The organism is Kribbella koreensis (genome assembly GCF_039525325.1).
GTDB lineage: Bacteria > Actinomycetota > Actinomycetes > Propionibacteriales > Kribbellaceae > Kribbella > Kribbella koreensis.
In genome coordinates this window covers 307,925-333,060 of record NZ_BAAAHK010000004.1, presented here as the reverse complement: position 1 = coordinate 333,060, position 25,136 = coordinate 307,925, and the positions used below count along the sequence as shown (strand labels likewise).

Sequence of the window (25,136 nt, the reverse complement as noted above, 5' to 3'; positions counted from 1 at the left end):
ACGGTGTTCTTTCCTTATGCCCAGCGTCGGGCAGCCCCTCGAGAACTGAAGGACCACGATGACCGAGTCGATCGAGATTCCCGCCTCGCACCGCCGCGTGCGGGTCTGGTTCGGCCACACCACGATCGCTGATCACATCGCCGACGTCGACCACGCTGCGCAGTACGAAGAGGCCATGCGCCGTCGGTTCGCCTCGCTGCGAGTGACCAGCGAGCCGGTTCTCGTCGACGCGGTCGGCGCCCCGGAGCGCTCGCGATGACCACCCGTCCGACGCTGCTCGGCTATGTCCGGGCCGACGCGCTCAGATGCGCCGAGGAACTGGCCGCGGCCACGAACTCGCTCGCGGCGTTCGCCAGCGCCGAGGGATTCACCCTCGGCACGGTGTACACCGAGCGCGATGCCGCCGAGTCCGCCGCGTTCCACGCGCTGCTGGACGAAGTGAAGCGGACGGACGTACGCGCGGTCGTCGTACCGACCCTGCAGCACCTCGGCGCCAACGGTGCGCCGGTCGGAATGCAGAAGGACCTCGAGTTCCACCAGGCGCACGTCTGGGCGGTCGACGCGAGATAACCCCATAAGCAAGCGGAGCTGGCGTCTTGACCCCTGCATCGGCGCCGGTTCCGCTCTCCACCTCCACAGCTGCACCGGAATTCGGGCGGTAGTGGACCAATCAAGGCCCCACCGGCTGCTACCGGTGGGGCCTTGTCGTTGCTCCGAACAGCTCAAGCAGTGATCGTGTAGCCGTAGCGCTTCATCTGGTCGTCGACACCATCGACGAAGATCCCGGTCTGCGGCAGCTTGAACTTCAGCTGCACCTTCCGCAGCACCTGCTGGAAGTGCAGATGCCACGGCACCCCGGCCGGCGGTACCGTCTCGTGCCGGCTGATCGCCGCGACCTTCGGATGCGCGGCCCACGCGACCACGCGCGCCCGATCGGCACCCCACGCACCGGTCATCGCGTCATGAGTCCGCGCATAGGCCATCGCCCCGAGCGAGATCGACGAATCCGGTACTGCGGGTGGCGGCGGCGCCGGATGCGCCTTGAGGTAGAGCTCCCAGGTCATCGAGTAGTACCCGGGCGGCCCGTCGTCCGCTCCTCGATTCGCCAGCCCGTTCCGCTTGCGCTTGTACTCGAGTACCTGAGCCGCCGCGCCACGGGACAGATCCTTGTCCCCGATCGCGATCGCGTGCACGTGGTACGGCCAGCGACCCTGGGCCGGCGTCCGGAGCCAGGCGGCGAACCCGACCTGGCGCAGCGCGAGCACGATCGCCCGGCGCTGGGCCGGACTCTGGCTCGCCACGCCGATGTCGACCGCGCCGCCACCGTCATGGGTGCCGGCCGAGGCCTCCACACCACCCTTGTTGTACGACCCCTGCAGATATTTGAACTTCGAGTGGTAGATCTTCTCGGCGGCGATCAGCATCGCCACCGTCCGCTTGTTCAGCAGCGTCTTGCGCCAGACGATCCTTGCCTCAGGCATCTAACTGCCCGAGGTCGACCTGAGCCAGGATCAGCTCGGCGTCCTCGGCGGCGCCGAGCGCCTCCAGCTCGTCGAGTTCGTCCTCGGTCAACTCGTCCTCGTGGATCTCGTCGAAGACGTCCGTCATCGCTTCGTCCCTCCCCCTGACGCCCACGGCCTCCCCCGGCCCCGGAATCGCCTTTCAGGTTAGGGGGCCCGGTGGCATCCGTCCATGTCCGTCCGGGCACCGGGTGTACGAGAAACGTCAAGTTTTCCGACCAGCCGTGTGTGAGCGGTGACGAGTGGGGTACGAGTAGATGGTCCCGCGGTTCAGTCGGCCCCATTCGGGCATGGGTGGCGCTCACCGAGCCGCGAGTTCTCCCACTGAGGGGCGGGAGAACGACCGACGGCGGCGGGCGTATCCCACGATGCGCCCGCCCCTGGCCGTCACTCCCGGACCACGATCTCGCCCCCGGACTACGGTCTCGTCAGGCGACACGGTGTCGGCAGGCGAAGTCAGGCGGCGAGGCCGACCGAGGCGCCGCCGTCCACCAGCAGTTGCGAGCCGGTGATCCACTCGGCCTGGTCGGAGACCAGGAAGCCGACCGCTTCGGCGATATCGGTGGGGATACCGGCGCGGCCGAGCGGAGTACCGGCGGTCATTGCTTCGAGTGGGATGCCGGCGGCGTCGGCGATGTCCTGGCGGATCTTGTCGGCGCCCGGGGTGAGGACGTTGCCGGGGATGACGACGTTGAGGCGGACGCCTTGGGGCGCCAGCTCCGCGGCCAGGGTCTGGCTGTACTTCTCCAGCGCGGCCTTCGCCGCCGCGTAATGCGCGAGCGCGGGCACGACCTCGAGCGTGACCGCCGACGAGATGTTGACGATCGCACCCCTGGACTCGAGCAGGCTGGCCAGCAGGCGTGAGGTGACCCGGACGGCACTCAGGTACGAAGTGTCCAGCGCCGATCGCCACTCGTCGTCCGGGATGGAGGCGGCGCCCTGAGGATGCGCCTGACCGGAGGCCGCGTTGTTGACGAGGATGTCGAGCTTGCCGCCGAAGTGCTCGAGGGTCTGCTCGGCGAGTTGGGTCGCGCCTTCCGGCGTACCGAGGTCTGCCTGGACGTAGTGGACGCCGGCCGGGAGGTTGTCGACCGGCGTCCGGGAGGTGGTGACCACGGTGGCGCCGCCGGCGAGCAGCTTGGCGACGATCGCCGCGCCGATGCCGCGGGTGCCGCCGGTGACCAGTGCGGTCTTACCTTGCAGTGAGTAATTGACCATACGGTCCAGTAAAGCCTTTCAGGACCGATCGGTCAAATATCCGGTATGCTGGCGCCATGGGCAGGCCGAGGATGTTCGACGAGGAGCAGGTACTGCGAGCTGCGCGCGACGAGTTCTGGCAGAAGGGCTACGCCGCGACCTCGCTCGACGACCTGATGAAGGCGACCGGGCTGGGCAAGGGGAGCCTGTACGGCGCGTTCGGCGACAAGCGTCAGCTGTTCCTCAAGGTGTTGAGCACATATGCACAGGAGACGTCTGATGGGGTCTGCGACGCAGTGAGCAGCAGCGACCGCGCCATCGACGTACTGCGAAGCTTCTTCGTCCCCGGCCCGCCCGACCCGGTCGCCGAGCACGGCGGGCCGGTCGCGACCACCCGCGGCTGCTTCCTGGCGAACAGCTCGACCGAGCTGGCGGCCCGTGACCCCGAGGTGACCAGCTGCGCGCGTACGACGTACCAGTCGGTGGAGGACTGCTTCACCGCTGCGGTCGCCCGGGCGGTGGCGGAGGGCGATCTGCCTGACGACACCAATCCGCGCGAACTGGGCCGCCTGCTACTGACCATCCAGCAGGGACTGCAGTTCCTCCTCAAGACGGACATGACGCCCGAGGCGATGCGCGAGGTCGGCCGCGCGACGGTTGATCGGCTGTTGCCGGTCAAAAGCTAGAGCGCGGAGGCGACAGCTAGAGGGCTGAGGCGACGAAGAGGTAGCGGTTGAGGCTGAAGAAGTAGCTGTCGGCCAGGGAGCGGAGGTCGTCGGCCCAGGCGGTGGCTTCCGGCTCGGTGACCTTGGCGCGGCCGGGGACGAAGGCTTCGACGATGTCGATCAGGCCGGCGCTGTAGGTGCGGGCGTCGTAGCCGGTGTTGAGCATCGGGACGACTTGCTGATGGGTGACGGTGAAGCCGGCCTTGGTGAGGGAGTCGCCGAGGGTGCGCGGGAGGTGTGGGTCCTCCAGGTGCTCCTCGAAGGCGGTGAGGATCCGGCCCATCCGCGCGTCGTCGGTGGAGCGCCAGACGATCGAACCCCAGTCGGTGTCGAGCAGGACCACGCGCCCGGCGGGGCGTAGTACCCGGCGAATCTCGTTCAGAGCGCCCGGTACGTCGTCCAGGTACTCGAAGACCTGGGTCGACACGACGACATCGAAGCTCTCGGCGCCGTGCGGGATCCGCCCCGCGGCCGCCAGCTCGAGCTCCAGCGTCGGCCCGTCCGGCACCTTGGCCCGGGTCGCGGCGATCGCGAGCATGCTGTCGCTGATGTCGATCCCGCAGACCCGCCCTTCCGGGCCGACCTCCGCCGCCATCTCCGCGGCCAGCAGCCCCGGCCCGACGCCGACGTCCAGCACCCGGTCACCCGGCCGGAGCGCGAGCGCGGTCCGGACCACTCGCCGCTGCTCGATCACGTCCGGTGTCGTGTAGACCGACTCGATCTGCCGCGACACCTCGGGATCGAACTGCAAGTTACTCATCCACACGCCTAACCGTTCCGCCCATGCTCCACATCATGGGGTGCCGAACCGGTAAACGGGGAGACCAGATGCGCACGAACTCGCTACGGTGCCCCAATGATCTCGTTGCCGGAGGCCTTCCTTGCGATGCCGCGGTGGTGGACCGAGGGCGGCGAGTGGCTGGCTGGGCTGCCTGCGGCGGTTGATCGGCAGTGTGAAATGTGGGGGCTCGAGATTGACGGGCCGATCTCCCATGGGTCGAATGCGATCGTCGTCAGGGTGAGCCGAGACGATGAGCAGCTGGTACTGCGGATGTCCCCGCCCGGCCCCGACCTCCCCGAGCATGCCCGGGCGCTCCGCTGGTGGGACGGCCGCGGGACGGTTCGCCTGTACGACGTCGACCTCCCGCGCCGCGCCATGCTGCTGGAGCGCCTCGGCGACTCTCTCCTCGACCAGCCCATCGGCGACGCGATGGCCGTCCTCGGCCGCTTGATGCGCCGGCTCGCCGTACCCGCGCCCGTCGATGCCGTGTCGACCGCAGCCAACGTGAGCGGCCGCGCACCCCAGTTGCAGGCGGACTGGGAGCGCCTCGGCAAGCCCTTCGACCAGGCTCAGCTCACCGAGGCGCTCCGAGTCGCCAAACATCTGTCCCACACCACGAGCGATCTCGCCGCCAACGGCGACTTCCACGCCGACCAGGTACTACGAGGCGCCCGCGAACCCTGGATCGTGGTCGACCCCCTCCTCTATCGCGGCGACCCCGAATGCGATCTCGCCCGGACACTGCTCACCCGCGTCGACGAGATGGCCGACGGCGCCGAGATCCGCGACCACTTCGCCACCATCGTCTCCGAAGCCGAACTCGACCCCGAGCGGGCGCGAGACTGGGTCGTCTTCCGGGCCCTCGACTACGGACTCTGGGGACTCGCCCACCGCCTGACCATCGACCCCGAACGCTGCCGCCGAATCCTCCAGGCCTTCGTGGACTAGCCGCACGTGGACCGCTTGGGCGGCAACTTCCCGTCGAGCAGGTACTCCGCGATCGCCCCACGAGCACATGGCGAGTTGAAGTAAGCCGTGTGCCCGATGGCGTCATCGGCCAGCAACAGGTGACTGCCCCTCACCTGACGCGCCAGCCCCCGCGCGTTGCTCACGGGCGTCGACGGGTCAAGCGTCGTCGAAGTGATCAGGATCGGCGGCGCGTCCTTCACCGGCGTCGGCTGCCACGGGTTGCTCGGCTCGATCGGCCAGCCCGAGCACGCGGCGGTCATCGCCCACCCCTCCACGGCGGCGCCCACGCGCGGTGCGATCTTCTCGGCGAGGGCGATCCGGGCCTTCGCGTCGGCGTACCCCTTCAGCTCGCCGGGGAAGTCCATGCACGACACCGCGGCGTACGCCGTCTCGTAGTCGGCGAGATAACTCACCTGGGCGAACAACGTGCCGTCGCCCTTCACCGCCTTGGCGATCCCCTCGGCCAGCGACGGCCAGGGGTTGCCGATGAAGTCGGTCCTCGGCAGCAGCGCCGGCAACGTCATCCGCATCGTGTCGCCGGTGACCGGCGGGTGGTCGGGCACCTGCAGCGGAGTCTTGTCGGCCTTGGCGACCAACTTGTCCCAGACGGCGCCGACGTCCTGCCCGTGCAGTGCGCACTGGGCATCGGTGGAGCACCAGGCGGCGAAGCGGTCGAAGGTGTCCTCCATGCTCTTCGCCTCGTCGAGCGTGAACCGGGTGGCTCCTTGAGCGTGATCGACGATGCCGTCGAGGACCATCCGGCCGATATGGCGCGGGAAGAGTTGGGCGTACGTAGTACCGAGATAGGACCCGTAGGACAGGCCGATGTAGTTGAGTTCGGCTTCGCCGAGGGCCGCCCGGATCGCGTCCAGGTCACGGGCGGCCGTGCGGGTGTCGAGATTGCGCATCAGGTCACCATGTTGCTTGAGGCAAGCTTCTCCGGTCTTGCGGCTGGAAGCGACCATCGCGGCGTACTCGGTCTTGCTTTTGGGAAACATCGGTACGCCGGGACGCAGCACCGGCCCACAAGCGAGGGCCGTACTGAGGCCGGTCCCGCGTGGGTCGAAGCTCACCAGGTCGTAGCGCTCGCGATAGTCCGGGAACACCTGGTCCGCCAGGCCCTCGGCGAAGATCGATGCCCCGGCTCCACCGGGGCCGCCGGGGTTGAAGGTCAGCGAGCCGAGCTTGTGCGCTTGATCCTTCGCAGGCACTCGCGCGACGTAGATCTGCGTCTTCACCCCGTCCGGCTTCGACCAGTCCAGCGGGACGGTCAGATATCCGCACTGGACCACGCTGTCCGGTTTGCACGGACTCCACTTGATCCCGGCCGGCTTGGCGATCGCATTACCCGGCACCAAGGCGAGGATGACGGCGGCGACCACCGTCGCCAGAACTCCTTGTTTCCAACGCTTTTCCATACCGTCGAACCTAAGCGGCCGGGTGGGCCGGCGGACATCCCCCATCCGTCGGGCCGCCGGCCCCGACGAAAGTCGTAGCCGGCCCCTGACCGGCCCCTGGTTCCAGGGGCCGGTGCCGTTCTCAGTGGGCGGGGGCGAAGTCGAGGAAGCCGATGACCCCGGTGATTTTGCCGTCGTCGGTGAGAGTGATGACATCGGTGCCGCCTGCGACGGGTTGCTGGCCGGGGGCAGCGAGGTGCCAGGACCAGCGGAGGTGGTTGTGGTGTTCGTCGACGGTGCCGGTGAGGGAGAAGGCGTGGCCGGGGAACATCTGGTGGGCGGTCTCGACCATCTTCGTCAGGCCCTCGTGGCCGGTGACCTCGAAGCTCGGGTCGGTGAAGGTGCCGTCGGAGGACCAGGTCTGCTCGATGATGGCGGCCCGGGCGTCGGCGTCGGCCTCGTTCCACATCGCGAAGTACCGGGTGGCGATGGTGCTGGCGTTCATGGTGTTTCTCCTCGGTTCGGGTCGGTCTCGATGACCAGAACCTTGCCGCCGGACGGTGCGGGCGGTCGATGACGTCGGAGGTAATGAGGGTGACCACCTGAGCGGTTACGGTCGGGGCATGACCGCGACGATCGACGAGACGTTCCAGCGCCCGGTGGGTGAGCTGCTGCGCGGCTGGCGGGAGCGCCGGCGGCTCAGCCAGCTCGATCTGGCCAACCAGGTCGAGGTGTCGACCCGGCACGTGAGCTTCGTCGAGACCGGGCGGTCGAAGCCGAGCCGGGAGATGGTGTTGCGGTTGGCCGAGCATCTCGAAGTACCGCTGCGCGATCGCAACCAGTTGCTGCTGGCGGGCGGATATGCGCCGATCTACACCGAGGCGTCGCTGCATTCACCGGCGATGCTGGCGATTCGGGCAGCGCTGCGGCGATTGCTCAAGGCACATGAGCCGTATCCGGCCCTGGTCGTCGACCGCTGGTGGAACATCGTCGAATCCAACGCGGGCATCGCGTTGTTCACCGAGGGAGTCTCGGCCGAGCTGCTCAAGCCGCCGATCAACGCGCTGCGACTCACCCTCCACCCGGACGGCCTCGCACAGCGGATCGGCAACCTCCCCGAGGTCCGCGCCAGTGTCCTGACCGGCCTCCACCGCCAGGTCGTCAGCACCGCGGACCCGGAACTCCAGGACCTGTACGACGAACTGCGCCAGTACTCCGGTGGCGAGCGGACCGACCTCGCCGCAGCCGCCGAGGTCGTCGTACCGCTGAAGCTCCGGCACGGCGATCACCAACTGTCGCTGCTGACCACGATCGCCACCTTCGGCACACCCCTCGACGTCACCGTCTCGGAGCTGATGATCGAGTCCTTCTTCCCCGCCGACGAGATGACCGCCGAGTACCTCCGGGAGAACTGATGCTGCCGGACGACCAACTCGCCGACTCCCGCGAACTGCTGCTGCAGGAGTACGCGCGGCAGGCCGGCCAGCTGGACATCGCGCGGGAGTTGGCAGATGGAGCCACCGGCGAGTAGAGGTCGATTCTCTCGTCTCGCTGGTGGCTCCATCGGCCTTTTCGGGGGGAAGGCCTACCGGTTGAAGGAGGGTGTACCGGTGGGCAACGGGTTGTGGGGCTTGCCGGGCCAGCTCGGCGTGGCGGTGGGCCACGACGGCTTGGGCAGGGTCGGCTTGGTGGTCGGGACCGGCGGGAGCTGCGGCTTGCCCGGCAGCGTCGGCTTGGCGGTCGGTACCGGGGGCAGGGTCGGCTTGCCCGGCAGGCTCGGCTTACCTGGCAGCGAAGGCGCGGTGGTCGGCACCTGCGGGAGCTCCGGCTTGCCCGGGAGCGAGGGCTTGGCGGTCGGGACCGGGACCTGAACGCACGGCGGTACCGGCGGGTGTGACGGGGTCGGGACCGGCGGGAGCTCCGGCTTGCCCGGCAGGGTCGGCTTGGCCGTCGGAAGCTTCGGCAGGGTGGGCTTGCCCGGCAGTGACGGCTTGGTCGTCGGGAGCTTCGGCAGGGTGGGCTTGCCCGGCAGAGTCGGCTTGGTCGTCGGCACCGGCGGTAGCGACGGCTTGCCCGGCAGGGTCGGCTTGGTGGTCGGTACCGGCGGCAGGGTGGGCTTGCCCGGCAGGCTCGGCTTCCCCGGAAGGCCCGGCTTCCCTGGCAGGGAAGGCGTCGCGACGTGCGGCAGGGTCGGCTTCGTCGTCGGTACCGGAGGCAGGCTCGGCTTACCCGGCTTGCCCGGCAGTGTGTACGTCGTGGTCGGTACCGGCACGTGCGGCTTCTTCACCGGCGGCACCTCGACCTTGATGCTGGCCGACACCTCCACCTTGCCCGGCACCTTCGGCAGGCAAGTGGGGTCGACCGTCGGAGTGGGGACCGTGACCGGCACCGGCGGCTTGCCGCCACCCGCCAGCAGGTTCTTCACGTCGGCAGGTCCCCCGACCGCGGCGGACACTGTAGCGACAGTGCCGGCGAGGGCAGTCACGCCCGCCGCGGCCAGTCCTCGGCGGATCCAGGCGAGCCGGCGGCCACGACGCATCAGGTCGGCCGGGTCGGGCTGCCAGGGCTCCAGGTCGTACTCGAGCGCGCTGCGCACCCGCTGCTCGTCGGTCATACGTTTCCTCCAACAGTGGTGTCGATCAGGTCGGGTGCCAGACGCAGCTTGGCCAGTGCCCGGGACGCCGTGCTCTTGACGGTCCCTGCGGCCATGCCGAGCAATTCGGCGGTCTCTGCCTCGGAGAGGTCCTGCGAGTAGCGCAGCGCGACCACGGCCCGCTCCCGGACGGTCAGACCAGCCAGGGCCGCGAGTACGGCCTCCCTTGTCTGCACCTCCGCGGAGAAGTCGGCGACCTCGCGCTGGTCCCAGTCGTTGTCGACCGGGTCACTCGGGACCTCGTTGGACCAATGCCGGCGAGACGCCGACAAGAAGCGGTTCACCAGCACCCGGCGTACATAGCGAAGCGGGTCACCGTCGAGCCGGTGCCACTTCGGGTAAGACCGCATCAACGCTTGCTGCACGAGGTCCTCGGCCGTATGCCGATCACCGCACAACATCTCCGCGAACCGGAGCAATCGGGTCGACTGCGCCCGCACGAAATGCTCGAAGTCGGCGTCCGCGGTCCGGGTCATCGATTCTCCTCAGCTTCAGCCTCTGTCACACCCGTACAAACCCGCTGGGTCACCGCTTAGGTTCTGTTCGTCACCAAGTAATCTTCAGAAATTTATTCACGAGCTATACACGGAGGCGGTTTGTTTGTCACATTGGGTTCACCGGGTGATCGCACCCGGTGACCTTCACCGCCCCGGAGGTACCAGTCATGCATCTCACCGCCAAGCTGCGAACGGCGGCCTGCCTGGCCGTCGCCATCAGTCCGCTCGCGCTCGCGGCCGGACCCAGCTCAGCAAGCCCGACCGACCCGGTCAAACCGGCTGCTCAGCCAGTGGACGGCTCGACCAACGTCCGCGTCGACGGGCAGCGGATCATCCTCGGCGACGCGCCGGCCTCGATGGGCTCGGTCGAAGTCTGGCAACGGTCCGGCATCGCCAACCTGGCGCCGGTACGGTTCGCCTCGGCCGCCTCAGCCGTCGTGGTCAAGTACACCGCCGGTACGCCGGACAGGTCGACGGCTGAGGTCGACGTACGGGCGTTGGTCAAAGACCGTTGGTCGGAATGGACGCCCGCCGAGGCCGGGCAGCCGACCGCGTTGCCCGACGCCAGCGACCAGGTCCAACTCAGGATCATCGTGATCGCGCCGCCGCAGGGTGGCAGCCCGTGGATCAGCGATGTCAGCGTCCAGCCCACGGACAAGGCAGCCGAGAGCCGGATGACGATCCAGGCGGCTCCGTTGAAGTCGCACGTGTTCGCGACTCGCGAGGGACTGGTCGGCGGTACGACGGCCAACGGACACGTCATCGCGAGCCGCGATCACTTCGTCGCGTTGCCGTCGCGGCGTGGGCTGGCGAGCAACGGATCGGGCAGCTACACGGTGAAGGTGTGCACCGCCAGCCGGTGCGCGTTCGAGCCGGTGTGGGACGTCGGGCCGTGGAACACGAAGGACGACTACTGGAACCCGAGTGCCACCCGGGAGATGTGGAAGGACCTGCCGCAGGGCAAGCCCGAGTCGCAGGCGGCGTACCAGAACGGCTACAACGGCGGAAAGGATCAGTTCGGCCGGACGGTCGCGAATCCGGCCGGGATCGATCTTGCGGACGGCGTCTTCTGGGATGCACTGAAGCTCACGGACAACTCGTGGGTAGACGCGACGTACCTGTGGACGGGTGATGGTGGACGCGGGACTGTGTCGATCTCGTCGGGCTATCTGAACGTCCGCAACTCCGCGAGCTCCAGCGGCGCCGTCGTCGGGATGGCGGGGAAGTCGGCGCAGGTGACGGTCGAATGCCAGACGACTGGTCAGAGCGTCACGGGATCGCAGGGCACAACCAATGTGTGGTTGCGCGTCCATGCCGGGATGTACGTGTCGAAGGCTTGGATCTCGGCTGGTTCCTTCGGCGCCTGCTGAGCTCACCACGTTCCGAAGAACCGGAGTTGTGTGCCTCCGGTTCTTCGGAACAAGTCACTTCCTGGGCGCCTGGCTCGGGGTCGGCGGCTGCTGGGGAGTGGGCCAAGTGCTGGGCGTCTGCCCGGGCCGCTGCGGCGTAGGCCAGCTGCTGGGCGTCTGCGCGGGCGGCTGCTGCGGGGTAGGCCAAGCACTGGGGGTCTGCCTGGGTGTCTCCGTGGGCGGCTCGGCCGGGCGCGGCGTGGGGGCGTTGCTCGGCGTCTGCCTCGGGGTTTCGGTCGGCGGTACCGGAGCGTTGCTCGGCGTCTGCTGGGGCGTTTCGGTCGGCGGCGTCGGGGCGCTGCTCGGGGTTTGAGAGCTTGGCTTGGGCGGGTTGCCCGGACCACCGTCCGCGGCGGCGGAGGCAGCCAGGGCGCCACCCGCGAGCGCCACCACGGCCACCCCGCCGGCCACGAGTTGTTTGATCAGGGTCTTCGTCATTTGTTGCCCTCCGCAAGGTTTTCTCACTGTCGGGCTCAAGGACGCGACCGGCCAGCGAAAAGGTTCTGCCGGATCAGCAGGCAATCACGGAGTGCCGGGCGTCTGCGGCGGCGCCGGGCTGCTCGGCGTACCGGTCGGCGGCGAGGCCGGCGGCTGTGGGGTGTTGGCCGATGGCGTCTCGGGTGGCGTCGGCGTACGGGCGGACGGGGTGAAGGGCGGCGGGGTCTTGTTCGGAGGTACGAGTGGCACCGGTTGGCTGGTCGGTGCCTGGGACGGTTGGCCGGGGGTCGGCGTACCGGGGTTGGGAGTACTCGGGATTGCGCTCGGCCGCGGCGTGCTCGGCGTACTGATCGAAGGCGTCACCGGCTGCTCGATCACCGGGCTGCCACTGGGCCGCATCCCGACGAGCACACTGACCGCGACCACAACCAGTACTCCGCCAGCGGACGCCCCGCCGGCCACAATGCCGCGCCGGCGTCGGCGGTGTGCCCCGGCGATCACCTTGGCCGGGTCGAGCGGCTCGATGCCACCCGGCGGGCGCAGTGCCTCCCGCAGGTCTTCGTCGTTCATGACTGCTCCCCCGCATAGCTGCCGCTCAACTCGGGGGCGGCCCGCAACTTCTGCAGGGCCCGGGCGTTCGCGCTCTTCACCGTTCCCACCGCGATCCCGAGGGTGGCCGCGGTCTGCGCCTCGGTCAGGTCCTCGACGAATCGCAGCACCACCACGGCCCGTTCCCTTCTCGTCAGCGTCGCCAGCGCCTCGGCGATCGCGATCCGGTGCTCCACCCCGGCACTCGGGTCTTCGGCGTACTGCAGCGAATAGCCGGCCTGCTCGTCCAGCTCGGCGGTGCTCCCAGTCGGCCGCTCCCTCCACAGCCGACGGCGAACCCAGGACAGATGCTGGTTGACGACGGCTTGCCGGACATAGGCGAAGGGGTCGCCGAGCTCGATCCGGTCCCAGCGCAGGTAGGCCTTCTCCAGCGCCGTCTGGACCAGATCCTCCGCCAGCCCGGCATCCCCGCACAGCATCCGCGCGAAGTGCACCAACCGCGCCGACCTGGCGAGTACGAAGGCCGTGAAGTCCTCGTCGCGACTCACCGCCCGCTGCATCCACTCTCCTGCCTTCAGCCATCACGTCCCACCCAGAGGACGCCGCCCACCACCGAAAGGTTCTGCGCGACCGCGGAAAAGCTTCTAGCGGTGTTGGAGATCTGCTGGGGTCGGGCGTGGGAGGGCGGTCCGCTCCGGGCCGGATTGGCGTGGGGGTAGCTGGAGGTCGGCGGCCAGGCGGACTCGGTCGCGGCCGGCGGCCTTGGCGGCGTACATGGCCCTGTCCGCCCGGAGGAGGAGGTCGTCGACCGTGCTGCCGTCGGCCGGATAGACGGCCACACCGATGGAGACGGTGAGACGGAAGGTGTCCGGGTCGAGGTCGGGGTCGTCGAGGACGCCGGCGCACATCGCGGCCAGCGGGCTGCCGGCGACTGCTGAGCGGAGGCGGTCGGCGGTGACCGTGGCGTCGTCCAGATCGGTATCGGGGAGGGCGATGACGAACTCCTCACCACCGAACCGGCCGATCACATCCTTGGTACGGATCGCCGAGCGCAGGATCGTCGCCACCGCGCGCAGTGCCTCATCGCCGACCAGGTGGCCGTGCCGGTCGTTCACCTGCTTGAAGTGGTCGATGTCGATCAGCAGGACCGCCATCGGCTCGCGCTGGGTGCGGGAGGTACGGAGCATCTCCTCGGTCCGGCGCCGCCACCAGTCGACCCGGCCGAGGCTCGTCTTCGGGTCGGTCTGCGCCTCGGTCTCCAACTGGCCGAGCAGCAACGCGCGCTGGGCGGTCAGCGTGATCGGGATCGCGACGAAGGCGAACCACGGGCTGACCAGCGTCGCCGCCGCGAGCAGGGCGCCGAGCGTGCCGGCCGTCGCGTCGACGCACAGGTCGTCCTTGTCGCCGATCGCGTCCTGGCGGCTGCTGCCCGGCACGATCAGGGAGATCGCCAGGCCGCAGAGCAAGGTGTCGGCGGCGAGATAGGCCAGTGCTCCGGCCGCCATCGAGACGACCAGACCGAGATCGCCGCCGCCGGTGAGGTCCAGCGCCGATTTGTAGACCGCGTGGGCGGCGCCGACGGCGAGGACGCAGACGGCCGTCGAGAAGGCCCAGCGATAGGGGATGCACTTGCCGGCCCGGATCCGCCACCAGCTCCGCAGGAGGAGCACGACGATGATCGCCAGAGCCGGATGGAGGATCAGCGCGGCCGCGATCATCCAGGCGGGCGCGAGGTCCTTGTGCAGCGCGCCACCGCGCCGACGCCGGCTCTCGACCCTTCGCGCGCCCTCGACCGAGATCAATGCCGAGACGGTCAGCGCGAAGACGACGGTGAGCCCGCTCCAGGACTGCACCTCGGAGAACGCCTCGAAGCCGTAGGCGATCGCCGCGAGGTCCACGAGCACGACCAGGCCGAGCGCTGGGACCGACAGCGTCCACAGCGCCCAGGAACGTACCGCTCGCCTACTCTGCGCGACCATTGCCTCTCACGGTACGTCGAGTGAGGGTTTGGTCCCAATCCGCTACGGCGTGCTGTGGATAACCAGTTGGAAACGAAAATCAGTCGTTGAGAGATCAGTCGTTTGATCAAGGATCAATGATCGCCGTACGGAGGGTGACTATTCGATCAGGATCGAATAGTCACCCTGGCGAGGGCGTTCGGTCAGCGCTTGCGGCGGGCGGCGCCGAAGAGGCCTCTCACGATTTCCCGGCCGGCGGTGCGGGCGAACTGTTTGAAGGCCGAGGAGCCGACTACCTGCTCGACCATCGACTTCTCGTGCTTCTGGGGGCGGGGAGCCGGCGCCGCCTTGGGTTGCGGTGCGGACTTGGCTTCTTCCTCCGCCTGCTGAGCGCCGGCCTGGACCCGGGCGGCCAGCTTCTCGTAGGCCGATTCGCGGTCGATGACCTCGGTGTACTTCGCGTTGCCGGCCGACGCCTGCACGGCAGCGGTCAGCTGCTCGGCCGTAGCCGGCGCCATCAGCGACTGCGGGGCGCGCAACCGGGTCCACGCGACCGGGGTCGGCGCGCCCTTCTCGTTCATCACCGTCACGATCGCCTCGCCGATACCGAGCTGGGTCAGCACCTCGCCCAGGTCGTACGACGAGTTCGGGAAGGTCGACACCGTCGCCTTCAGCGCCTTCGCGTCGTTCGGGGTGTGCGCCCGCAGCTGGTGCTGGACCCGCGACCCGAGCTGCGCCAGCACGTCGTCCGGCACATCCTTCGGCGTCTGGGTGACGAAGAAGACGCCGACCCCCTTCGACCGGATCAGCCGCACGGTCTGCGCGATCGAGCTCAGGAACGCCTTCGACGCGTCCGCGAACAGCAGGTGCGCCTCATCGAAGAAGAAGACCAGCTTCGGCTTGTCCACATCGCCTACCTCGGGCAGGTCGTGGAACAGATCGGCCAGCAGCCACATCAGGAAGGTCGAGAACAGCGCCGGCCGGTCCTGCAGGTTCGGCAGCTCGAGCAGCGACACCACACCCTTGCCGTCCCGCTGCTGCATCAGGTCGGCCGTGTCGAACTCCGGCTCCCCGAAGAACGCCTCTGCCCCCTGGTCGGCAAACCCGATCAGCGACCGCAGGATCACCCCGGCCGTCGCTGCCGACAGCCCACCGAGGTCCTTGAGGTCGTCCTTGCCCTCGTCACTGGTCAGGTGCGTGATCACCGACCGCAGATCCTTCAGGTCCAGCAGCGTCAGGCCCTGCGAGTCGGCGTAGTGGAAGATCAGCCCGAGCGAGGACTCCTGTACTTCGTTCAGCCCGAGCACCTTCGACAGCAGCACCGGCCCGAAGGACGTGATCGTGGCCCGGATCGGAATGCCGGTGCCCTGTCCGCCGAGCGCGTAGAACTCGGTCGGGAAGCCGGTCGCCGTCCACTCCTGGCCGATCGTCTTGGTCCGGTCGAGCAGCTTGTCACTCGACTGCCCCGGCTGCGAGATGCCGGACAGGTCGCCCTTGATGTCGGCCGCGAATACCGCGACCCCCGCAGCCGACAGCTGTTCGGCCATCAGCTGCAGGGTCTTGGTCTTGCCTGTACCGGTGGCGCCGGCGACGAGCCCGTGCCGGTTCACCATCGAGAGCGGGATCCGGACCGCCGCCTCGGGTTTCGGCGTACCGTCCACCAGCAGCGCGCCCAGCTCGATCGCCGGCCCCTCGAACGCGTACCCCTGCTTGACGGTTTCCACGACGTCGGCTGACTCGGCCATCTCAACGTGCCTCTCGAACGTACGAAGGGAAGCTTCCCCGTGCGTTCGAGATGCTAGTGGGATTGTCAGCGGATGACGACGACCCTGACGGAAGTCGCCGCGAAGGACCAGATCGTGGCCGACATCGAGGCGGAGACCCGGATGCAGCCGTGCGAGGCCTTGGAGTTGGTGCCGAGCAGCCAGTCGGCGTGGATCTGGGCGCCGTTGCTCTTGTACGTCGGGATCTGGTGGAAGCCGATCCCGCACGGCGCGAACCGGACGAAGTTGTTCAGGTAGAGCCGGCCGCCGTCGGTGTTCTTGCGGATCCGGGCCGCGCGGCCGCACTTGGCGCCGCTCGTGTAGGTGCCCGGCTTCAGGTACGTCGGGTTGTCGATGATGCCGCCCTGGCGCACCACCTTGCCTCTGGCATCGACCAGCCAGACCCAGTTCTGGCCCTGGCTGATCACGATCCGGCGACCAGTTCCGGTACGCCGGGGAACCGCGCGCACGTCACAGCGCTTCGCCGTGGAGGCCAGCAACCGGGCGTACGTCGTACTGTTCAGCGCGCCGGTCTGGCTCAGCGCGTTGGCGGACTGGAATCGCACCGTCGCCGCACTCGTCATCGCCCCGGCCTTGCCGTCGACGGGTCCCGGTGTGCAGCCGAGCTTGGTCAGACGGGTCTGGGCCGCCTTGGTCTGGGTCACGGTGAGCGCGTCGGCCGGGATCGTCGTACCGGCGACAGCCACCGCGAGGGCAGCCATCCCGACGCCTATTCGGGTCAAAGTCCTCATTTTTCTCCCCCAACTAGTCCTTAACCCCATGAGACGCCCGGGGACCGGTTCTGGTTGAGTGCTCGGCGCGTCTTTTTCCGGTGACATTCCTGACCTCTCACCGACCCTCCTTCCCGGCTAGACTCCGGTGGGTGATCTTCAAGCGCGTCGGCGAGGAACGGCCTTACCCGGACCACGGGTACAAGCCGAAGGACTGGTCCGTGCTGCCACCGAGGCAGGTGCGGCTCGACCAGCTCGTGACGACGAAGGGCACCTTGGACCTGAACGCGCTGCTCGACGAGGACTCGACCTTCTACGGTGACCTGTTCGCCCACGTGGTCGAGTTCAAAGGCGAGATGTACCTCGAGGACGGCCTGCACCGCGCCCTGCGCGCGGCGTTGCAGCAGCGTCTGGTCCTGCACGCCCGGGTCCTGGTCGTGGACTGATTCGATGAGTCGGGGGACTGTCAGATGAGCGCCTTCCACCCACAGCCGCGCCCACACCCGCGGATCCAGTGGCGGACACCGATCACCATGGTGGTGCTGCTCGGCGTGCTCGTCGGCGGCGGCTGGTGGGGCTGGAACTCGCTGACCCAGAGCAGCGCCGAGCCGAACTGCGTCGACACGAAGATGGCCAACGACCGGCTGACGCCCAAGCAGGTCTCGGTGAACGTCTACAACGGCGGCGCCAAGGCCGGTACCGCGGCTGCGGTGGCGACCATTCTGCGCAAGCGCGGGTTCCACGTCGCCAAGGTCGCGAACGAGCCGAACGGCGACAAGATCACCGGCGTCGCCCTGCGCGGTACGGAGGCCAACGGCCCCGAGATGCGGCTTGTCGCCGGCCAGGTGAAGGGCAAGGTCAAGCCCACCGCCGACAAACGCCCCGACCACACCGTCGACCTCGTCCTGGGCCAGGGCTACCTCGGCCTACGCGAACAGGGCATCCCCTCGATCACCCTCCCCAAGAACACCACCCTCTGCCTCCCCAGCATCCGCCCGACCCAGCCAGTCCCTTCAGGCCAAAACCCCAACTAACCCCCGGCCCCCTCACCCCGGCCCCCGGCCCCCTCACCCCGCGCCCGCACCTCACCCCGCGCGCGCACCTCACCCCGCGCGCGCACCTCACCCCGCGCGCGACATCTGAGGGGTTAACCCCTCAGATGGTGGGTTGCCTGCCGAGATTCTGACTGGGCAACCCACCGACTCAGGGGTTAACCCCTCAGATGTCGCGCGGGCGCGGGCGCGGGTGGGCGGTGGGCGAGTGGGCGATGGGCGAGTGGGTTGGGGTGGGGTGGGGTGGGCTAGTGCTGTTCGCGGCCTCGTTCGCCGAACCAGCCGGCTAGGCGGCCGGCCCGGCTGACGGCTCGTAGGCGGCGGACTGTGGGTTCGCGGAGGGCTGAGGGGGCGACGACGAGTACTGCGTCGCCTGCGCGGAGTACCGTCCGGCGTTCTGGGACGAACGCCTTGTGGTCGCGGATCACCAGCGACACCGACACGCCCGGCGGCAACCGGAGCTCGCCGATCTCGACGCCGGCCAGCCGCGACTCGCTCGGGATCAGCACCTGCAGCATGTCCGCGCCCAGCGACTCCAGCGGCGCCACGTCGATGTCGACCTCGACCGCCGCATTGTCGTCGAGCACCTTCAACCGCTTCGCCAGCCACGGCAGCGACGGCCCCTGCAGCAACGTGAACAGCAGGACGAGCACGAACACCACATCGAACACCCGATCCGCCTGCGGCACCTTCTCCGCGAGCGGGATCGTCGCGAGCACGATCGGTACCGCTCCCCGCAACCCCGCCCACGCGACGAAGGTCTGCTCCCGCCACGGGATCTTGAACCACGACACCGACAACGTCACCGCCGCGAACCGCCCGACCACGGTGACCGCGATCCCGATCACCAGCGCGAGCAGTACGTCGTTCAGCTGGATCCGCCCCGGCGACGCGAGCAGCCCGAGCATCACGAACAGCCCGATCTGCGCCAGCCAGGCGAACCCGTCGACGAACGACCTGGTCGCGATCCGGTGCGGCAACTCGGCCCGCCCGAGGATCAGGCTGGTCACGTACACGGCGGCGAACCCGGACACGTGCAGCAGGACCGTGCCGCCGGCGTACGAGACGAAGCAGAGCGAGACGATCGCCAGCGGGTACAGGCCGGCCGAGCCGAGTGCGACCCGGCGGATCAGGCCGACGGCCGCCCAGCCGATCACGAAGCCGAACAGAGCGCCGACCACGAGCTCGTAGACGACCAGCCCGGCGAAGTACGGCAGGCCGTGCTCCTTGAGGCCGTCGGTGCTCACCAGAGTCACCAGGAGGACCGTAGGAGCGTCGTTGAGGCCCGACTCGGCCTCCAGCATCCCCCGCAGCCGCGGACGGACGTTGACGCGGCGTAGTACCGAGAAGACGGCAGCAGCGTCCGTAGGCGAGGTGACCGCGCCCAGGAGCACCGAGATCTGCCAGTCGAGCCCGAGCACGAAGTGGGCGACACACGCGACCACGCCCACGCTGATCGCGACACCGAGAGTCGCCAGTACGACGCCCATCGGCATCACCGGGCGTACTTCGTTCCACCGGGTGGTCAGACCGCCCTCGATCAGGATGATCACCAGCGCCGCGAACCCCAGCGCATGCGCGAGCTGAGCATCCTCGAACTGGATCCCCGCACCCGACTCACCCAGCAGCAACCCCATCGCCAGATAGATCAGCAGCGACGGCAACCCCAGCCGCCCCGACAACCGGACGGCAATGATCGCCACCAGCAACACAGCGGCGCCGGCAAGCAGAATCCGGTCGAGCTCGGTGACATCCACAGCGGCCCTCTACTTCTCGGGTCGGGACTGCAGCTTAGTGGAGCCATGCCTCCGGCAACGAATCACAAGCCGAAAACGGAGCAGACGACAACCCGGCAAAAAACGAGGACCCTGACGCATCACACAGCATCAGGGTCCTCGGTGTTTCTACCACCCGGGGGTGGTTGGCGGTGGCGGAGGGATTTGAACCCTCGGAAGGGGGGTACCCTTCACGCGCTTTCGAGGCGCGCTCCTTCGGCCGCTCGGACACGCCACCGCCGAAGAGGCTATCAAGACCTATGGCCTGTGAAGAAATCGCGTAGCCTCGCGCCCGCTTCGTCGGCCATCACGCCGCCGATCACCTCGGGGCGATGGTTGAGTCTGCGGTCCCGTACGACGTCCCACAGGGAGCCCACGGCGCCTGCTTTTTCGTCGTACGCCGCGAACACCAGGCGCTCCAATCGCGACAACACGATCGCCCCGGCGCACATCGTGCAGGGCTCCAGGGTGACGACGAGTGTGCAGCCGGTGAGGCGCCACTCGCCGACGTGCCGGGCCGCCTCGCGGATCGCCAGCACCTCGGCGTGGGCGGTCGGGTCGCCGGTCAGTTCGCGCTCGTTGTGACCGCGCCCGATCACCTGGGCGTCAGCGTCCACGACGATCGCGCCGATCGGTACGTCGGCACTGCCGTGCGCCTTCTCGGCCTCTTCGAGCGCCAGCCCCATCAGCCGGGCGTAGGCGCGGTGTGCGGGGCTAGCCAATTGCTTCGAGCGCCTCGTGGAACCGCTCGCCGAAGCCGAGCACCTCGGCGATCTCTTCGAGCATCTCCTCGGGGTAGAGGTCGACGTCGTCGATCAGCGCGCCCAGATCCATCGCGGTCATCCCGAGGTCGGAGACGATGCCGAGGTCGCCGGCCGGGACCTGCTCGTCGTCGTCATCGGCCAGCGGGATGTCCAGCTCGTCGACGACCTGCTTGGCCAGCGGCCACTCGGTGGCGGCGGTGACGTCGGAGATCAGCAGCCGGGCGCGGCCGCCGACCACCCGGAGCAGGATGAAGAAGTCCTCGTCGACCGAGATCATCCCGAGCACGCCCTGGTCGCCGGGGTAACGGCGCAGGGCGGAGACGAGCGCGGACAGGTCCGGTTCACCCCGCAGTACCAGTGGGGCGACCAGCCACTCCCCGTCCTCGGTGTAGGCAGCGACCGCGAAATCCAGGTCGGTGGACGTCTCGGTAGTGGTCATCGGCCCAGCCGTGGGATCAGACACCTTTGCATGGTCGCAGACTCGCACCGTACTTTGCGGCTTTTTTCTGTTTTTTCTACTGTTGTTCGCACGGTCAGTGGTGATATGTGGCCCGGCGCATGGCGGCCCGGATCTGCTTGACCCGGGCGCGCCGCGGGGCCACCCGGGCACGGAGGGCGCGGGCCTCGTCCAGTTCGCGGAGGAAGGCGGCGCGGCGGCGGAGGCGGTCGAGCTGTTCGGGTGACTTGCCGGTGGATTCGGGCACGGCGCACCGTCCTGGGGTCGATTCGGAACAGGCGCCCCGGGGCGGGGGCCAACTGACCTAAAACGACTGCCTTTCAATCCTAAAAGGGCACAGAGTTTCCAGTGGCGAATCGCCGACGGTAGCGTTCGCCGCATGCAGATCCTCGTCGTGGACCATCCGCTGGTCGCTCACAAGCTCACCACCCTGCGGGACGAGCGGACGGATTCGCCGACCTTCCGGCGACTGACCGAGGAGCTCGTCACGCTGCTCGCGTACGAAGCCACCCGGGACGTCCGGACCGGCCCGATCAGCGTCACCACCCCGGTCGCCGAGGCGGAGGGCATCAAGCTGACCTCCCCCAAGCCGCTGGTGGTCCCGATCCTGCGCGCCGGGCTCGGCATGCTGGAGGGGATGACCCGGCTGCTCCCGACGGCCGAGGTCGGCTTCCTCGGGATGATCCGCAACGAGGAGACGCTGAACGCCTCGACGTACGCCGAGCGGCTGCCGGAGGATCTGCACGGGCGCCAGTGCTACGTGCTCGACCCGATGCTGGCCACCGGCGGCACCCTCGCCGCGGCGATCCAGTTCCTGGTGGACCGCGGCGCCGACCACATCACCGCGATCTGCATCCTCGCCGCCCCCGAGGGCGTCGAGCGGATCGAGCGCGAACTGGCCGACCTCGACATCCCCTGCACCCTCGTCATCGCAGGCATGGACTCCCACCTGAACGACAAGGGCTACATCGTCCCGGGCCTGGGCGACGCCGGAGACCGCCTGTACGGCGTGGCGCAGTAAAGGAAGAAGAAGCTGGGGAGAGGCCTACTCCATCAGGTCGGCGAGGGCTTGGTAGCCGGCGTCGGACGGGTGGGCGTCGCCGTCGCGGCAGAGCAGGGTCAGGGTGCACAGCGTTGCGCCGGTGTCGCCTTCAGGGTTGAAGACCGGCATCGGGTCCGCGAACCGGGCTCCGTGCTCGGCCGCCGCGGCGGCCATCGCGGCGTTGAGCTGCCGGATGATCGGGTGGGTGACCGGGAACGCGCCGACGTTCACGTCGAAGGCACCGAGCACCACGAGGCGGGCGTCCGGTGCGGCCCGGTGAAGTTGGCGCAGGATGCCGGACAGATTCGCCGCGATGCCCGCGATCGCGGCCGGCGCGCCGTCGAGGATGCACTGCACATTCCCGTTGCACGACGCGACGAAGTCATTGGCGTCGTTTCCCCACAGCGACAGCGTGACCAGATCGACCTTGCCTCGATGATCCCGCAGGAAGCGTACTGCGGCCGCCTGCTGGGTCCCGGTGAACGCGTCATGCAGCGGTAGCCCGGCTCCCGCCCACGGGCACTGCCCCGTCGCGAAGGTGGTCGTCGATTCGCCTGGACAGCCGTAGTTCACGAGGGTCGTCCGCTGCTGCCCGTGATGCAGCCGGGGGGCCAGCAGATCGGCGTACCCGGTGTCGAACGCCTCAGCCGGCTGTCCGACCTTGAACCGCTGGAACCCGAAGGCCAGCGAGTCACCCAGCGAGAGATACCAGCGCTCAGCGGCTCGTTGTTCGGCCGCTGAGGCCGCTGAGGCCGGGGTGCTGGTGAGCAGCAGGGCGAGCGCCGTGACCAGCGCGATCAGAGCCGCCGTCACACCTGTCGAGGTCCGTGGTGCGGGCATGGGTCGCAACCTCCCCGTCCGGGTTCCGTTGCCTACAGCGTCATTTCCGGCCGCGCATCGCGCAAGAGCAGGTCAGGAATTCGCCGTGTAGTCGATCGGCAGGTCGGCCGCCTCCAGGGAGACCAGCTGGTCTGGGGTGGGGGCGGTGAGGGTGGCCAGGCGGTAGGCCTGGCGTTCGGTCATCTGCTGGAAGATCTGGCGGGCCGAGCGGCCGTTGCCGAAGCCTTCGCCGCGTGGGAGGACCTGGAACATCTCCGAGAGGGCCCGCCGGGCGTCCTCGGAGAGCTCGTACTGGTGCTCGCGGGCGTGGTACTCGAAGATGTCGACCAGCTCGGCCGGTGTGTAGTCGTCGAACAGCAGGGTCCGGGTGAACCGCGACGACAGGCCCGGGTTCGAGCCGATGAAGCGGCCCATGTCGTTGACGTAGCCGGCCACGATCACGACCAGGTCCTCGCGATGGTCCTCCATCATCTTGACCAGCGTCGCGATCGCCTCGGCGCCGAAGTCGTTGCCGATCCCGATCGGCGCCAGCGAGTACGCCTCGTCGATGAACAGCACGCCACCAAGCGCCTGGTTGACCGCGGCCTGCGTCTTCGGGCCGGTATGACCGACGTACTCGCCGACCAGAGCGGTCCGGTCCACCTCGACCAGATGCCCCTTCCGCAGCAGGCCGAGCGCCTTCAGCACGCGCCCATAAAGCCGCGCGACCGTCGTCTTGCCCGTACCCGGGTTGCCGGCGAACACCAGGTGCCGGCTCAGCGGTGGCGCGGGCAGCCCGGCCTCCTGCCGCATCCGGACCGCCTGCATGAGGTTCACCATCGACTGGACGTCACGCTTGACCCGTCCGAGCCCGATCTGCTCCTCGAGCTCGGCCAGTACGTCTTCGAGCTTCTCGTCCTCGGGCGGCATGCTCTCGTCCAGCGTCCCCACCGGTCCGACCGGCACCGGCGGAGTACCACCAGAACCGCCTGTACCGGCCGAGGCCGCCGCAGGGGTCGCCGGAGTCATTGGTACGCCGTCCACCGTGCAGTCCTCGAAGACCGGGTTCGCGCCCTCGTCCTGGCCGACCGCGCCGTCGCAATCACGGATCCGGACGTGCCGTAGTACCGGCGTGGATGCCTTGCTGAGATGCAGAGCCGGGTACTTCGCACCGACGATGTCGCAGTCGGTATACGACCCAGCAGCCTTCTCGGCGATGTAGATCCCGTTCTTGGCCACCCCGACGACCCGCAGCCCGGTCACCGTCGGCGTCACCCCGGACCAGACGACCAGCCCCGACCCATCGCACTTCTCGATCGTGCTGCCGTTGATCTCCGCCGATGCGCCGGTCCCGATGACGATCCCGGCCGCCTTCGTCCGGCTCACCCGTACTGCGTCCAGCTGGACGTACCCAGTCCCCGACAACTCGATCCCGGTCCCGACAGTCCCGGCCACCGAACACGTCTCCAGGCTGGTCGCAGCCGTCGACTCCAGATGCACACCGATCGCGCCCCCGTTGATCCGGCAGTCCTCGGCCCTCACCGTCGCCTCGTCGACGACCGACAACGCGGTCAGCCCGATGTCCGTGATGCCGCACGCGTCCAGCTCGACCTTCGACGTACCGGTCGCGTGCACCCCGTGCTCGGCGCCACCACGGATCAGACTGTCGACGAGCTTCACCGAAGCCGCCCCGGTCAGATGGAAGGCGCTGTACTTCGACCTGTCGACCCGGCAGTCCGTCATCGTCGCCTGGGCCCCATCCGAGATCAGCAGCCCATTGGCCCCCGAATCGGACACCGCACAACCCCTGGCCGTCACGGACGCCTGATCCTGGATGACGAACCCACTGGCCTGCGTGTCCCGGAACCGGCAGTCCACCAGCTCGACCCGCGCAGACCCGGCCGCGTGGATCGCCGCCGATCCGGCCTTGTCGATCGACAGCTCGGTCAACTGCGCCGTCGACGCGTCCTCGAGCAGCAGGCCGGCCATGCCAGTCTGGCGGAGTACCGAGTCGGTGAGCTTCACCCGGCTGTCGCCACGCAACCGGAAGCCGTAGCCGACCGTGTCGCTCATCCGGAGCCGGTTGGCCTCCAGATAAGCGCCACCTGACAAGACGATCCCGATGCCGTCGATCTTCTCGATCGTGGAGTCCTCGACCTGCGCGCGGACCCGGCCGGACAGGTGCATCGCGGCCAGCCGGCCACTGCCGAGCTTGGAGCGGCGGACCAGCACCGAGGTCACGCCGTACCCGCTGAGGTCCGAGCCCTGGCCTTCGTTGCCTCGGGCATGGATCCGGCTGCCGGTCACGACGCAGTCCTCGATCAGCAGCCCGGCCCCGCCGGCCACCCCGATCGTCGGCGTCTCACTGTCGTCGGCGGCCCGGACGTACAGGCCGCGCAGTACGCACTCGAGCCCCTCGACGACGATCGCCGGTACGCCGCTGCCGGCGACTCCGACCACGTCGACGCTGCCCTGACCCTGCTCGGCGACGATCACCAGCGAGCGGTCGAGGACCACCTGCTCGGTGTAGCTGCCGGGCGAGACCACGACGGCGTCACCAGGGCTGGCGGCCTTGACCGCGTCGGAGATCCGGCGGTACGTCCCGCGGCCGCCCTTCGGGGCGACATACCTCGTCGTCAC

General features: G+C 68.7%; 29 protein-coding genes and 1 tRNA gene. 10 read left to right on the top strand and 20 right to left on the bottom strand.

Features of this window, described 5'->3' with window-relative positions; translation table 11 throughout:
- Positions 1-58: 58 nt before the first annotated feature.
- Together ABD116_RS09850 and ABD116_RS09845 are read left to right on the top strand one after the other, a co-directional pair.
- A complete protein-coding gene (locus ABD116_RS09850; RefSeq protein WP_343967231.1) occupies positions 59-259 on the top strand; it encodes a hypothetical protein in 201 nt (66 codons plus the stop codon).
- Complete coding sequence (locus ABD116_RS09845) at positions 256-570, top strand: hypothetical protein (protein WP_343967229.1); 315 nt, start codon at positions 256-258, stop codon at positions 568-570. Before ABD116_RS09850 ends, ABD116_RS09845 begins: the two co-directional genes overlap by 4 nt.
- Before the next feature lie 152 nt (positions 571-722).
- On the opposite strand, the gene ABD116_RS09840 is transcribed toward ABD116_RS09845, so the two are convergent.
- The 3 genes from ABD116_RS09840 to ABD116_RS09830 form a co-directional block, all read right to left on the bottom strand.
- Positions 723-1,481 (bottom strand): hypothetical protein, encoded by a 759-nt coding sequence (locus ABD116_RS09840; protein ID WP_343967226.1) that lies wholly within the window; start codon positions 1,479-1,481, stop codon positions 723-725.
- Positions 1,474-1,608: a hypothetical protein gene (locus ABD116_RS09835; RefSeq protein ID WP_343967223.1), complete on the bottom strand. Its 135-nt coding sequence runs from the start codon at positions 1,606-1,608 to the stop codon at positions 1,474-1,476. Before ABD116_RS09835 ends, ABD116_RS09840 begins: the two co-directional genes overlap by 8 nt.
- Before the next feature lie 368 nt (positions 1,609-1,976).
- Complete coding sequence (locus tag ABD116_RS09830) at positions 1,977-2,738, bottom strand: oxidoreductase (protein WP_343967221.1); 762 nt, start codon at positions 2,736-2,738, stop codon at positions 1,977-1,979.
- Positions 2,739-2,794: 56 nt separating this feature from the next.
- Between ABD116_RS09830 and ABD116_RS09825 the strand changes: the two genes are divergently transcribed.
- Positions 2,795-3,403 (top strand): TetR/AcrR family transcriptional regulator, encoded by a 609-nt coding sequence (locus ABD116_RS09825; RefSeq protein WP_343967219.1) that lies wholly within the window; start codon positions 2,795-2,797, stop codon positions 3,401-3,403.
- Between the two features lie 16 nt (positions 3,404-3,419).
- On the opposite strand, the gene ABD116_RS09820 is transcribed toward ABD116_RS09825, so the two are convergent.
- The gene (locus tag ABD116_RS09820) at positions 3,420-4,202 is read right to left on the bottom strand and encodes a methyltransferase domain-containing protein (protein WP_343967217.1); all 783 of its coding nucleotides are present in this window, start codon (positions 4,200-4,202) and stop codon (positions 3,420-3,422) included.
- A gap of 96 nt (positions 4,203-4,298) precedes the next feature.
- On the opposite strand from ABD116_RS09820, the gene ABD116_RS09815 reads away from it, so the two are divergent.
- Positions 4,299-5,171: an aminoglycoside phosphotransferase family protein gene (locus ABD116_RS09815; RefSeq protein ID WP_343967215.1), complete on the top strand. Its 873-nt coding sequence runs from the start codon at positions 4,299-4,301 to the stop codon at positions 5,169-5,171.
- Here ABD116_RS09815 and ABD116_RS09810 read toward each other — a convergent pair.
- Complete coding sequence (locus tag ABD116_RS09810) at positions 5,168-6,610, bottom strand: alpha/beta hydrolase (RefSeq protein ID WP_343967212.1); 1,443 nt, start codon at positions 6,608-6,610, stop codon at positions 5,168-5,170. The two genes, ABD116_RS09815 and ABD116_RS09810, sit on opposite strands and share 4 nt — an antisense overlap.
- 121 nt (positions 6,611-6,731) lie before the next feature.
- Positions 6,732-7,094 (bottom strand): nuclear transport factor 2 family protein, encoded by a 363-nt coding sequence (locus ABD116_RS09805; protein ID WP_343967210.1) that lies wholly within the window; start codon positions 7,092-7,094, stop codon positions 6,732-6,734.
- 118 nt (positions 7,095-7,212) lie between these two features.
- On the opposite strand from ABD116_RS09805, the gene ABD116_RS09800 reads away from it, so the two are divergent.
- Positions 7,213-8,004, top strand: coding sequence for a helix-turn-helix domain-containing protein (locus tag ABD116_RS09800; RefSeq protein WP_343967208.1), 792 nt, complete (start codon positions 7,213-7,215; stop codon positions 8,002-8,004).
- Positions 8,005-8,174: 170 nt separating this feature from the next.
- Here ABD116_RS09800 and ABD116_RS09795 read toward each other — a convergent pair whose 3' ends face one another.
- Both ABD116_RS09795 and ABD116_RS09790 read right to left on the bottom strand, forming a co-directional pair.
- Positions 8,175-9,203 carry a hypothetical protein gene (locus tag ABD116_RS09795; protein ID WP_343967206.1) on the bottom strand — a complete coding sequence of 343 codons (1,029 nt, stop codon included), beginning with the start codon at positions 9,201-9,203 and terminating at the stop codon, positions 8,175-8,177.
- The gene (locus tag ABD116_RS09790) at positions 9,200-9,718 is read right to left on the bottom strand and encodes a SigE family RNA polymerase sigma factor (RefSeq protein ID WP_343967203.1); all 519 of its coding nucleotides are present in this window, start codon (positions 9,716-9,718) and stop codon (positions 9,200-9,202) included. The genes ABD116_RS09795 and ABD116_RS09790 overlap by 4 nt, the downstream gene beginning before the upstream one ends.
- Positions 9,719-9,906: 188 nt before the next feature.
- Between ABD116_RS09790 and ABD116_RS09785 the strand changes: the two genes are divergently transcribed.
- A complete protein-coding gene (locus tag ABD116_RS09785; protein WP_343967200.1) occupies positions 9,907-11,109 on the top strand; it encodes a hypothetical protein in 1,203 nt (400 codons plus the stop codon).
- A 106-nt stretch (positions 11,110-11,215) separates the two neighbouring features.
- Complete coding sequence (locus ABD116_RS09780; RefSeq protein ID WP_343967198.1) at positions 11,216-11,461, top strand: hypothetical protein; 246 nt, start codon at positions 11,216-11,218, stop codon at positions 11,459-11,461.
- 209 nt (positions 11,462-11,670) lie between these two features.
- Here ABD116_RS09780 and ABD116_RS09775 read toward each other — a convergent pair whose 3' ends face one another.
- The 5 genes from ABD116_RS09775 to ABD116_RS09755 all read right to left on the bottom strand — a co-directional run bounded on the left by ABD116_RS09775 (position 11,671) and on the right by ABD116_RS09755 (position 16,608).
- Positions 11,671-12,156, bottom strand: a complete 486-nt coding sequence (locus tag ABD116_RS09775) for a hypothetical protein (protein WP_343967196.1) — start codon at positions 12,154-12,156, stop codon at positions 11,671-11,673.
- Entirely contained in the window at positions 12,153-12,695 is a 543-nt protein-coding gene (locus ABD116_RS09770; protein ID WP_343967194.1) for a SigE family RNA polymerase sigma factor, read from the bottom strand. The genes ABD116_RS09775 and ABD116_RS09770 overlap by 4 nt, the downstream gene beginning before the upstream one ends.
- A gap of 84 nt (positions 12,696-12,779) precedes the next feature.
- The gene (locus ABD116_RS09765; protein ID WP_343967192.1) at positions 12,780-14,114 is read right to left on the bottom strand and encodes a GGDEF domain-containing protein; all 1,335 of its coding nucleotides are present in this window, start codon (positions 14,112-14,114) and stop codon (positions 12,780-12,782) included.
- A 182-nt stretch (positions 14,115-14,296) separates the two neighbouring features.
- Positions 14,297-15,838, bottom strand: coding sequence for a helicase HerA-like domain-containing protein (locus ABD116_RS09760; RefSeq protein ID WP_343967190.1), 1,542 nt, complete (start codon positions 15,836-15,838; stop codon positions 14,297-14,299).
- Positions 15,839-15,903: 65 nt separating this feature from the next.
- Positions 15,904-16,608 (bottom strand): L,D-transpeptidase family protein, encoded by a 705-nt coding sequence (locus tag ABD116_RS09755; protein WP_343967188.1) that lies wholly within the window; start codon positions 16,606-16,608, stop codon positions 15,904-15,906.
- Between the two features lie 131 nt (positions 16,609-16,739).
- Between ABD116_RS09755 and ABD116_RS09750 the strand changes: the two genes are divergently transcribed.
- A complete protein-coding gene (locus tag ABD116_RS09750) occupies positions 16,740-17,033 on the top strand; it encodes a type II toxin-antitoxin system VapB family antitoxin (RefSeq protein ID WP_020388608.1) in 294 nt (97 codons plus the stop codon).
- Between the two features lie 24 nt (positions 17,034-17,057).
- On the top strand, positions 17,058-17,621 hold the full coding sequence (locus ABD116_RS09745) for a LytR C-terminal domain-containing protein (protein WP_343967186.1): 564 nt from the start codon (positions 17,058-17,060) through the stop codon (positions 17,619-17,621).
- Between the two features lie 266 nt (positions 17,622-17,887).
- On the opposite strand, the gene ABD116_RS09740 is transcribed toward ABD116_RS09745, so the two are convergent.
- The 5 genes from ABD116_RS09740 to ABD116_RS09720 all read right to left on the bottom strand — a co-directional run bounded on the left by ABD116_RS09740 (position 17,888) and on the right by ABD116_RS09720 (position 20,882).
- On the bottom strand, positions 17,888-19,396 hold the full coding sequence (locus ABD116_RS09740; RefSeq protein ID WP_343967184.1) for a potassium/proton antiporter: 1,509 nt from the start codon (positions 19,394-19,396) through the stop codon (positions 17,888-17,890).
- A gap of 165 nt (positions 19,397-19,561) precedes the next feature.
- A tRNA-Ser gene (locus ABD116_RS09735) sits at positions 19,562-19,652 on the bottom strand.
- Between the two features lie 13 nt (positions 19,653-19,665).
- On the bottom strand, positions 19,666-20,100 hold the full coding sequence (gene tadA, locus ABD116_RS09730) for a tRNA adenosine(34) deaminase TadA (RefSeq protein ID WP_343967182.1): 435 nt from the start codon (positions 20,098-20,100) through the stop codon (positions 19,666-19,668).
- Between the two features lie 28 nt (positions 20,101-20,128).
- A complete protein-coding gene (locus tag ABD116_RS09725; protein ID WP_343967180.1) occupies positions 20,129-20,617 on the bottom strand; it encodes a tRNA adenosine deaminase-associated protein in 489 nt (162 codons plus the stop codon).
- Positions 20,618-20,711: 94 nt separating this feature from the next.
- Positions 20,712-20,882 (bottom strand): hypothetical protein, encoded by a 171-nt coding sequence (locus tag ABD116_RS09720; RefSeq protein WP_343967178.1) that lies wholly within the window; start codon positions 20,880-20,882, stop codon positions 20,712-20,714.
- A 132-nt stretch (positions 20,883-21,014) separates the two neighbouring features.
- On the opposite strand from ABD116_RS09720, the gene upp reads away from it, so the two are divergent.
- Positions 21,015-21,656 carry a uracil phosphoribosyltransferase gene (gene upp, locus ABD116_RS09715; RefSeq protein WP_343967176.1) on the top strand — a complete coding sequence of 214 codons (642 nt, stop codon included), beginning with the start codon at positions 21,015-21,017 and terminating at the stop codon, positions 21,654-21,656.
- 24 nt (positions 21,657-21,680) lie between these two features.
- Here the strand turns inward: upp and ABD116_RS09710 are convergent, their stop codons facing one another.
- Together ABD116_RS09710 and ABD116_RS09705 are read right to left on the bottom strand one after the other, a co-directional pair.
- Positions 21,681-22,517: an SGNH/GDSL hydrolase family protein gene (locus ABD116_RS09710; RefSeq protein ID WP_343967174.1), complete on the bottom strand. Its 837-nt coding sequence runs from the start codon at positions 22,515-22,517 to the stop codon at positions 21,681-21,683.
- A gap of 72 nt (positions 22,518-22,589) precedes the next feature.
- Positions 22,590-25,136 (bottom strand): right-handed parallel beta-helix repeat-containing protein, encoded by a 2,547-nt coding sequence (locus tag ABD116_RS09705; RefSeq protein ID WP_343967172.1) that lies wholly within the window; start codon positions 25,134-25,136, stop codon positions 22,590-22,592.

What these genes read in the sequence shown, in the direction of transcription:
- ABD116_RS09850 (WP_343967231.1), top strand. Translation starts at nt 59, where the DNA reads ATGACCGAGTCGATCGAGATTCCCGCCTCGCACCGCCGCGTGCGGGTC.
- ABD116_RS09845 (WP_343967229.1), top strand. Translation starts at nt 256, where the DNA reads ATGACCACCCGTCCGACGCTGCTCGGCTATGTCCGGGCCGACGCGCTC.
- ABD116_RS09840 (WP_343967226.1), bottom strand. Translation starts at nt 1,481, where the DNA reads ATGCCTGAGGCAAGGATCGTCTGGCGCAAGACGCTGCTGAACAAGCGG.
- ABD116_RS09835 (WP_343967223.1), bottom strand. Translation starts at nt 1,608, where the DNA reads ATGACGGACGTCTTCGACGAGATCCACGAGGACGAGTTGACCGAGGAC.
- ABD116_RS09830 (WP_343967221.1), bottom strand. Translation starts at nt 2,738, where the DNA reads ATGGTCAATTACTCACTGCAAGGTAAGACCGCACTGGTCACCGGCGGC.
- ABD116_RS09825 (WP_343967219.1), top strand. Translation starts at nt 2,795, where the DNA reads ATGGGCAGGCCGAGGATGTTCGACGAGGAGCAGGTACTGCGAGCTGCG.
- ABD116_RS09820 (WP_343967217.1), bottom strand. Translation starts at nt 4,202, where the DNA reads ATGAGTAACTTGCAGTTCGATCCCGAGGTGTCGCGGCAGATCGAGTCG.
- ABD116_RS09815 (WP_343967215.1), top strand. Translation starts at nt 4,299, where the DNA reads ATGATCTCGTTGCCGGAGGCCTTCCTTGCGATGCCGCGGTGGTGGACC.
- ABD116_RS09810 (WP_343967212.1), bottom strand. Translation starts at nt 6,610, where the DNA reads ATGGAAAAGCGTTGGAAACAAGGAGTTCTGGCGACGGTGGTCGCCGCC.
- ABD116_RS09805 (WP_343967210.1), bottom strand. Translation starts at nt 7,094, where the DNA reads ATGAACGCCAGCACCATCGCCACCCGGTACTTCGCGATGTGGAACGAG.
- ABD116_RS09800 (WP_343967208.1), top strand. Translation starts at nt 7,213, where the DNA reads ATGACCGCGACGATCGACGAGACGTTCCAGCGCCCGGTGGGTGAGCTG.
- ABD116_RS09795 (WP_343967206.1), bottom strand. Translation starts at nt 9,203, where the DNA reads ATGACCGACGAGCAGCGGGTGCGCAGCGCGCTCGAGTACGACCTGGAG.
- ABD116_RS09790 (WP_343967203.1), bottom strand. Translation starts at nt 9,718, where the DNA reads ATGACCCGGACCGCGGACGCCGACTTCGAGCATTTCGTGCGGGCGCAG.
- ABD116_RS09785 (WP_343967200.1), top strand. Translation starts at nt 9,907, where the DNA reads ATGCATCTCACCGCCAAGCTGCGAACGGCGGCCTGCCTGGCCGTCGCC.
- ABD116_RS09775 (WP_343967196.1), bottom strand. Translation starts at nt 12,156, where the DNA reads ATGAACGACGAAGACCTGCGGGAGGCACTGCGCCCGCCGGGTGGCATC.
- ABD116_RS09770 (WP_343967194.1), bottom strand. Translation starts at nt 12,695, where the DNA reads ATGCAGCGGGCGGTGAGTCGCGACGAGGACTTCACGGCCTTCGTACTC.
- ABD116_RS09765 (WP_343967192.1), bottom strand. Translation starts at nt 14,114, where the DNA reads ATGGTCGCGCAGAGTAGGCGAGCGGTACGTTCCTGGGCGCTGTGGACG.
- ABD116_RS09760 (WP_343967190.1), bottom strand. Translation starts at nt 15,838, where the DNA reads ATGGCCGAGTCAGCCGACGTCGTGGAAACCGTCAAGCAGGGGTACGCG.
- ABD116_RS09755 (WP_343967188.1), bottom strand. Translation starts at nt 16,608, where the DNA reads ATGAGGACTTTGACCCGAATAGGCGTCGGGATGGCTGCCCTCGCGGTG.
- ABD116_RS09745 (WP_343967186.1), top strand. Translation starts at nt 17,058, where the DNA reads ATGAGCGCCTTCCACCCACAGCCGCGCCCACACCCGCGGATCCAGTGG.
- tadA (WP_343967182.1), bottom strand. Translation starts at nt 20,100, where the DNA reads ATGGGGCTGGCGCTCGAAGAGGCCGAGAAGGCGCACGGCAGTGCCGAC.
- ABD116_RS09725 (WP_343967180.1), bottom strand. Translation starts at nt 20,617, where the DNA reads ATGACCACTACCGAGACGTCCACCGACCTGGATTTCGCGGTCGCTGCC.
- upp (WP_343967176.1), top strand. Translation starts at nt 21,015, where the DNA reads ATGCAGATCCTCGTCGTGGACCATCCGCTGGTCGCTCACAAGCTCACC.
- ABD116_RS09710 (WP_343967174.1), bottom strand. Translation starts at nt 22,517, where the DNA reads ATGCCCGCACCACGGACCTCGACAGGTGTGACGGCGGCTCTGATCGCG.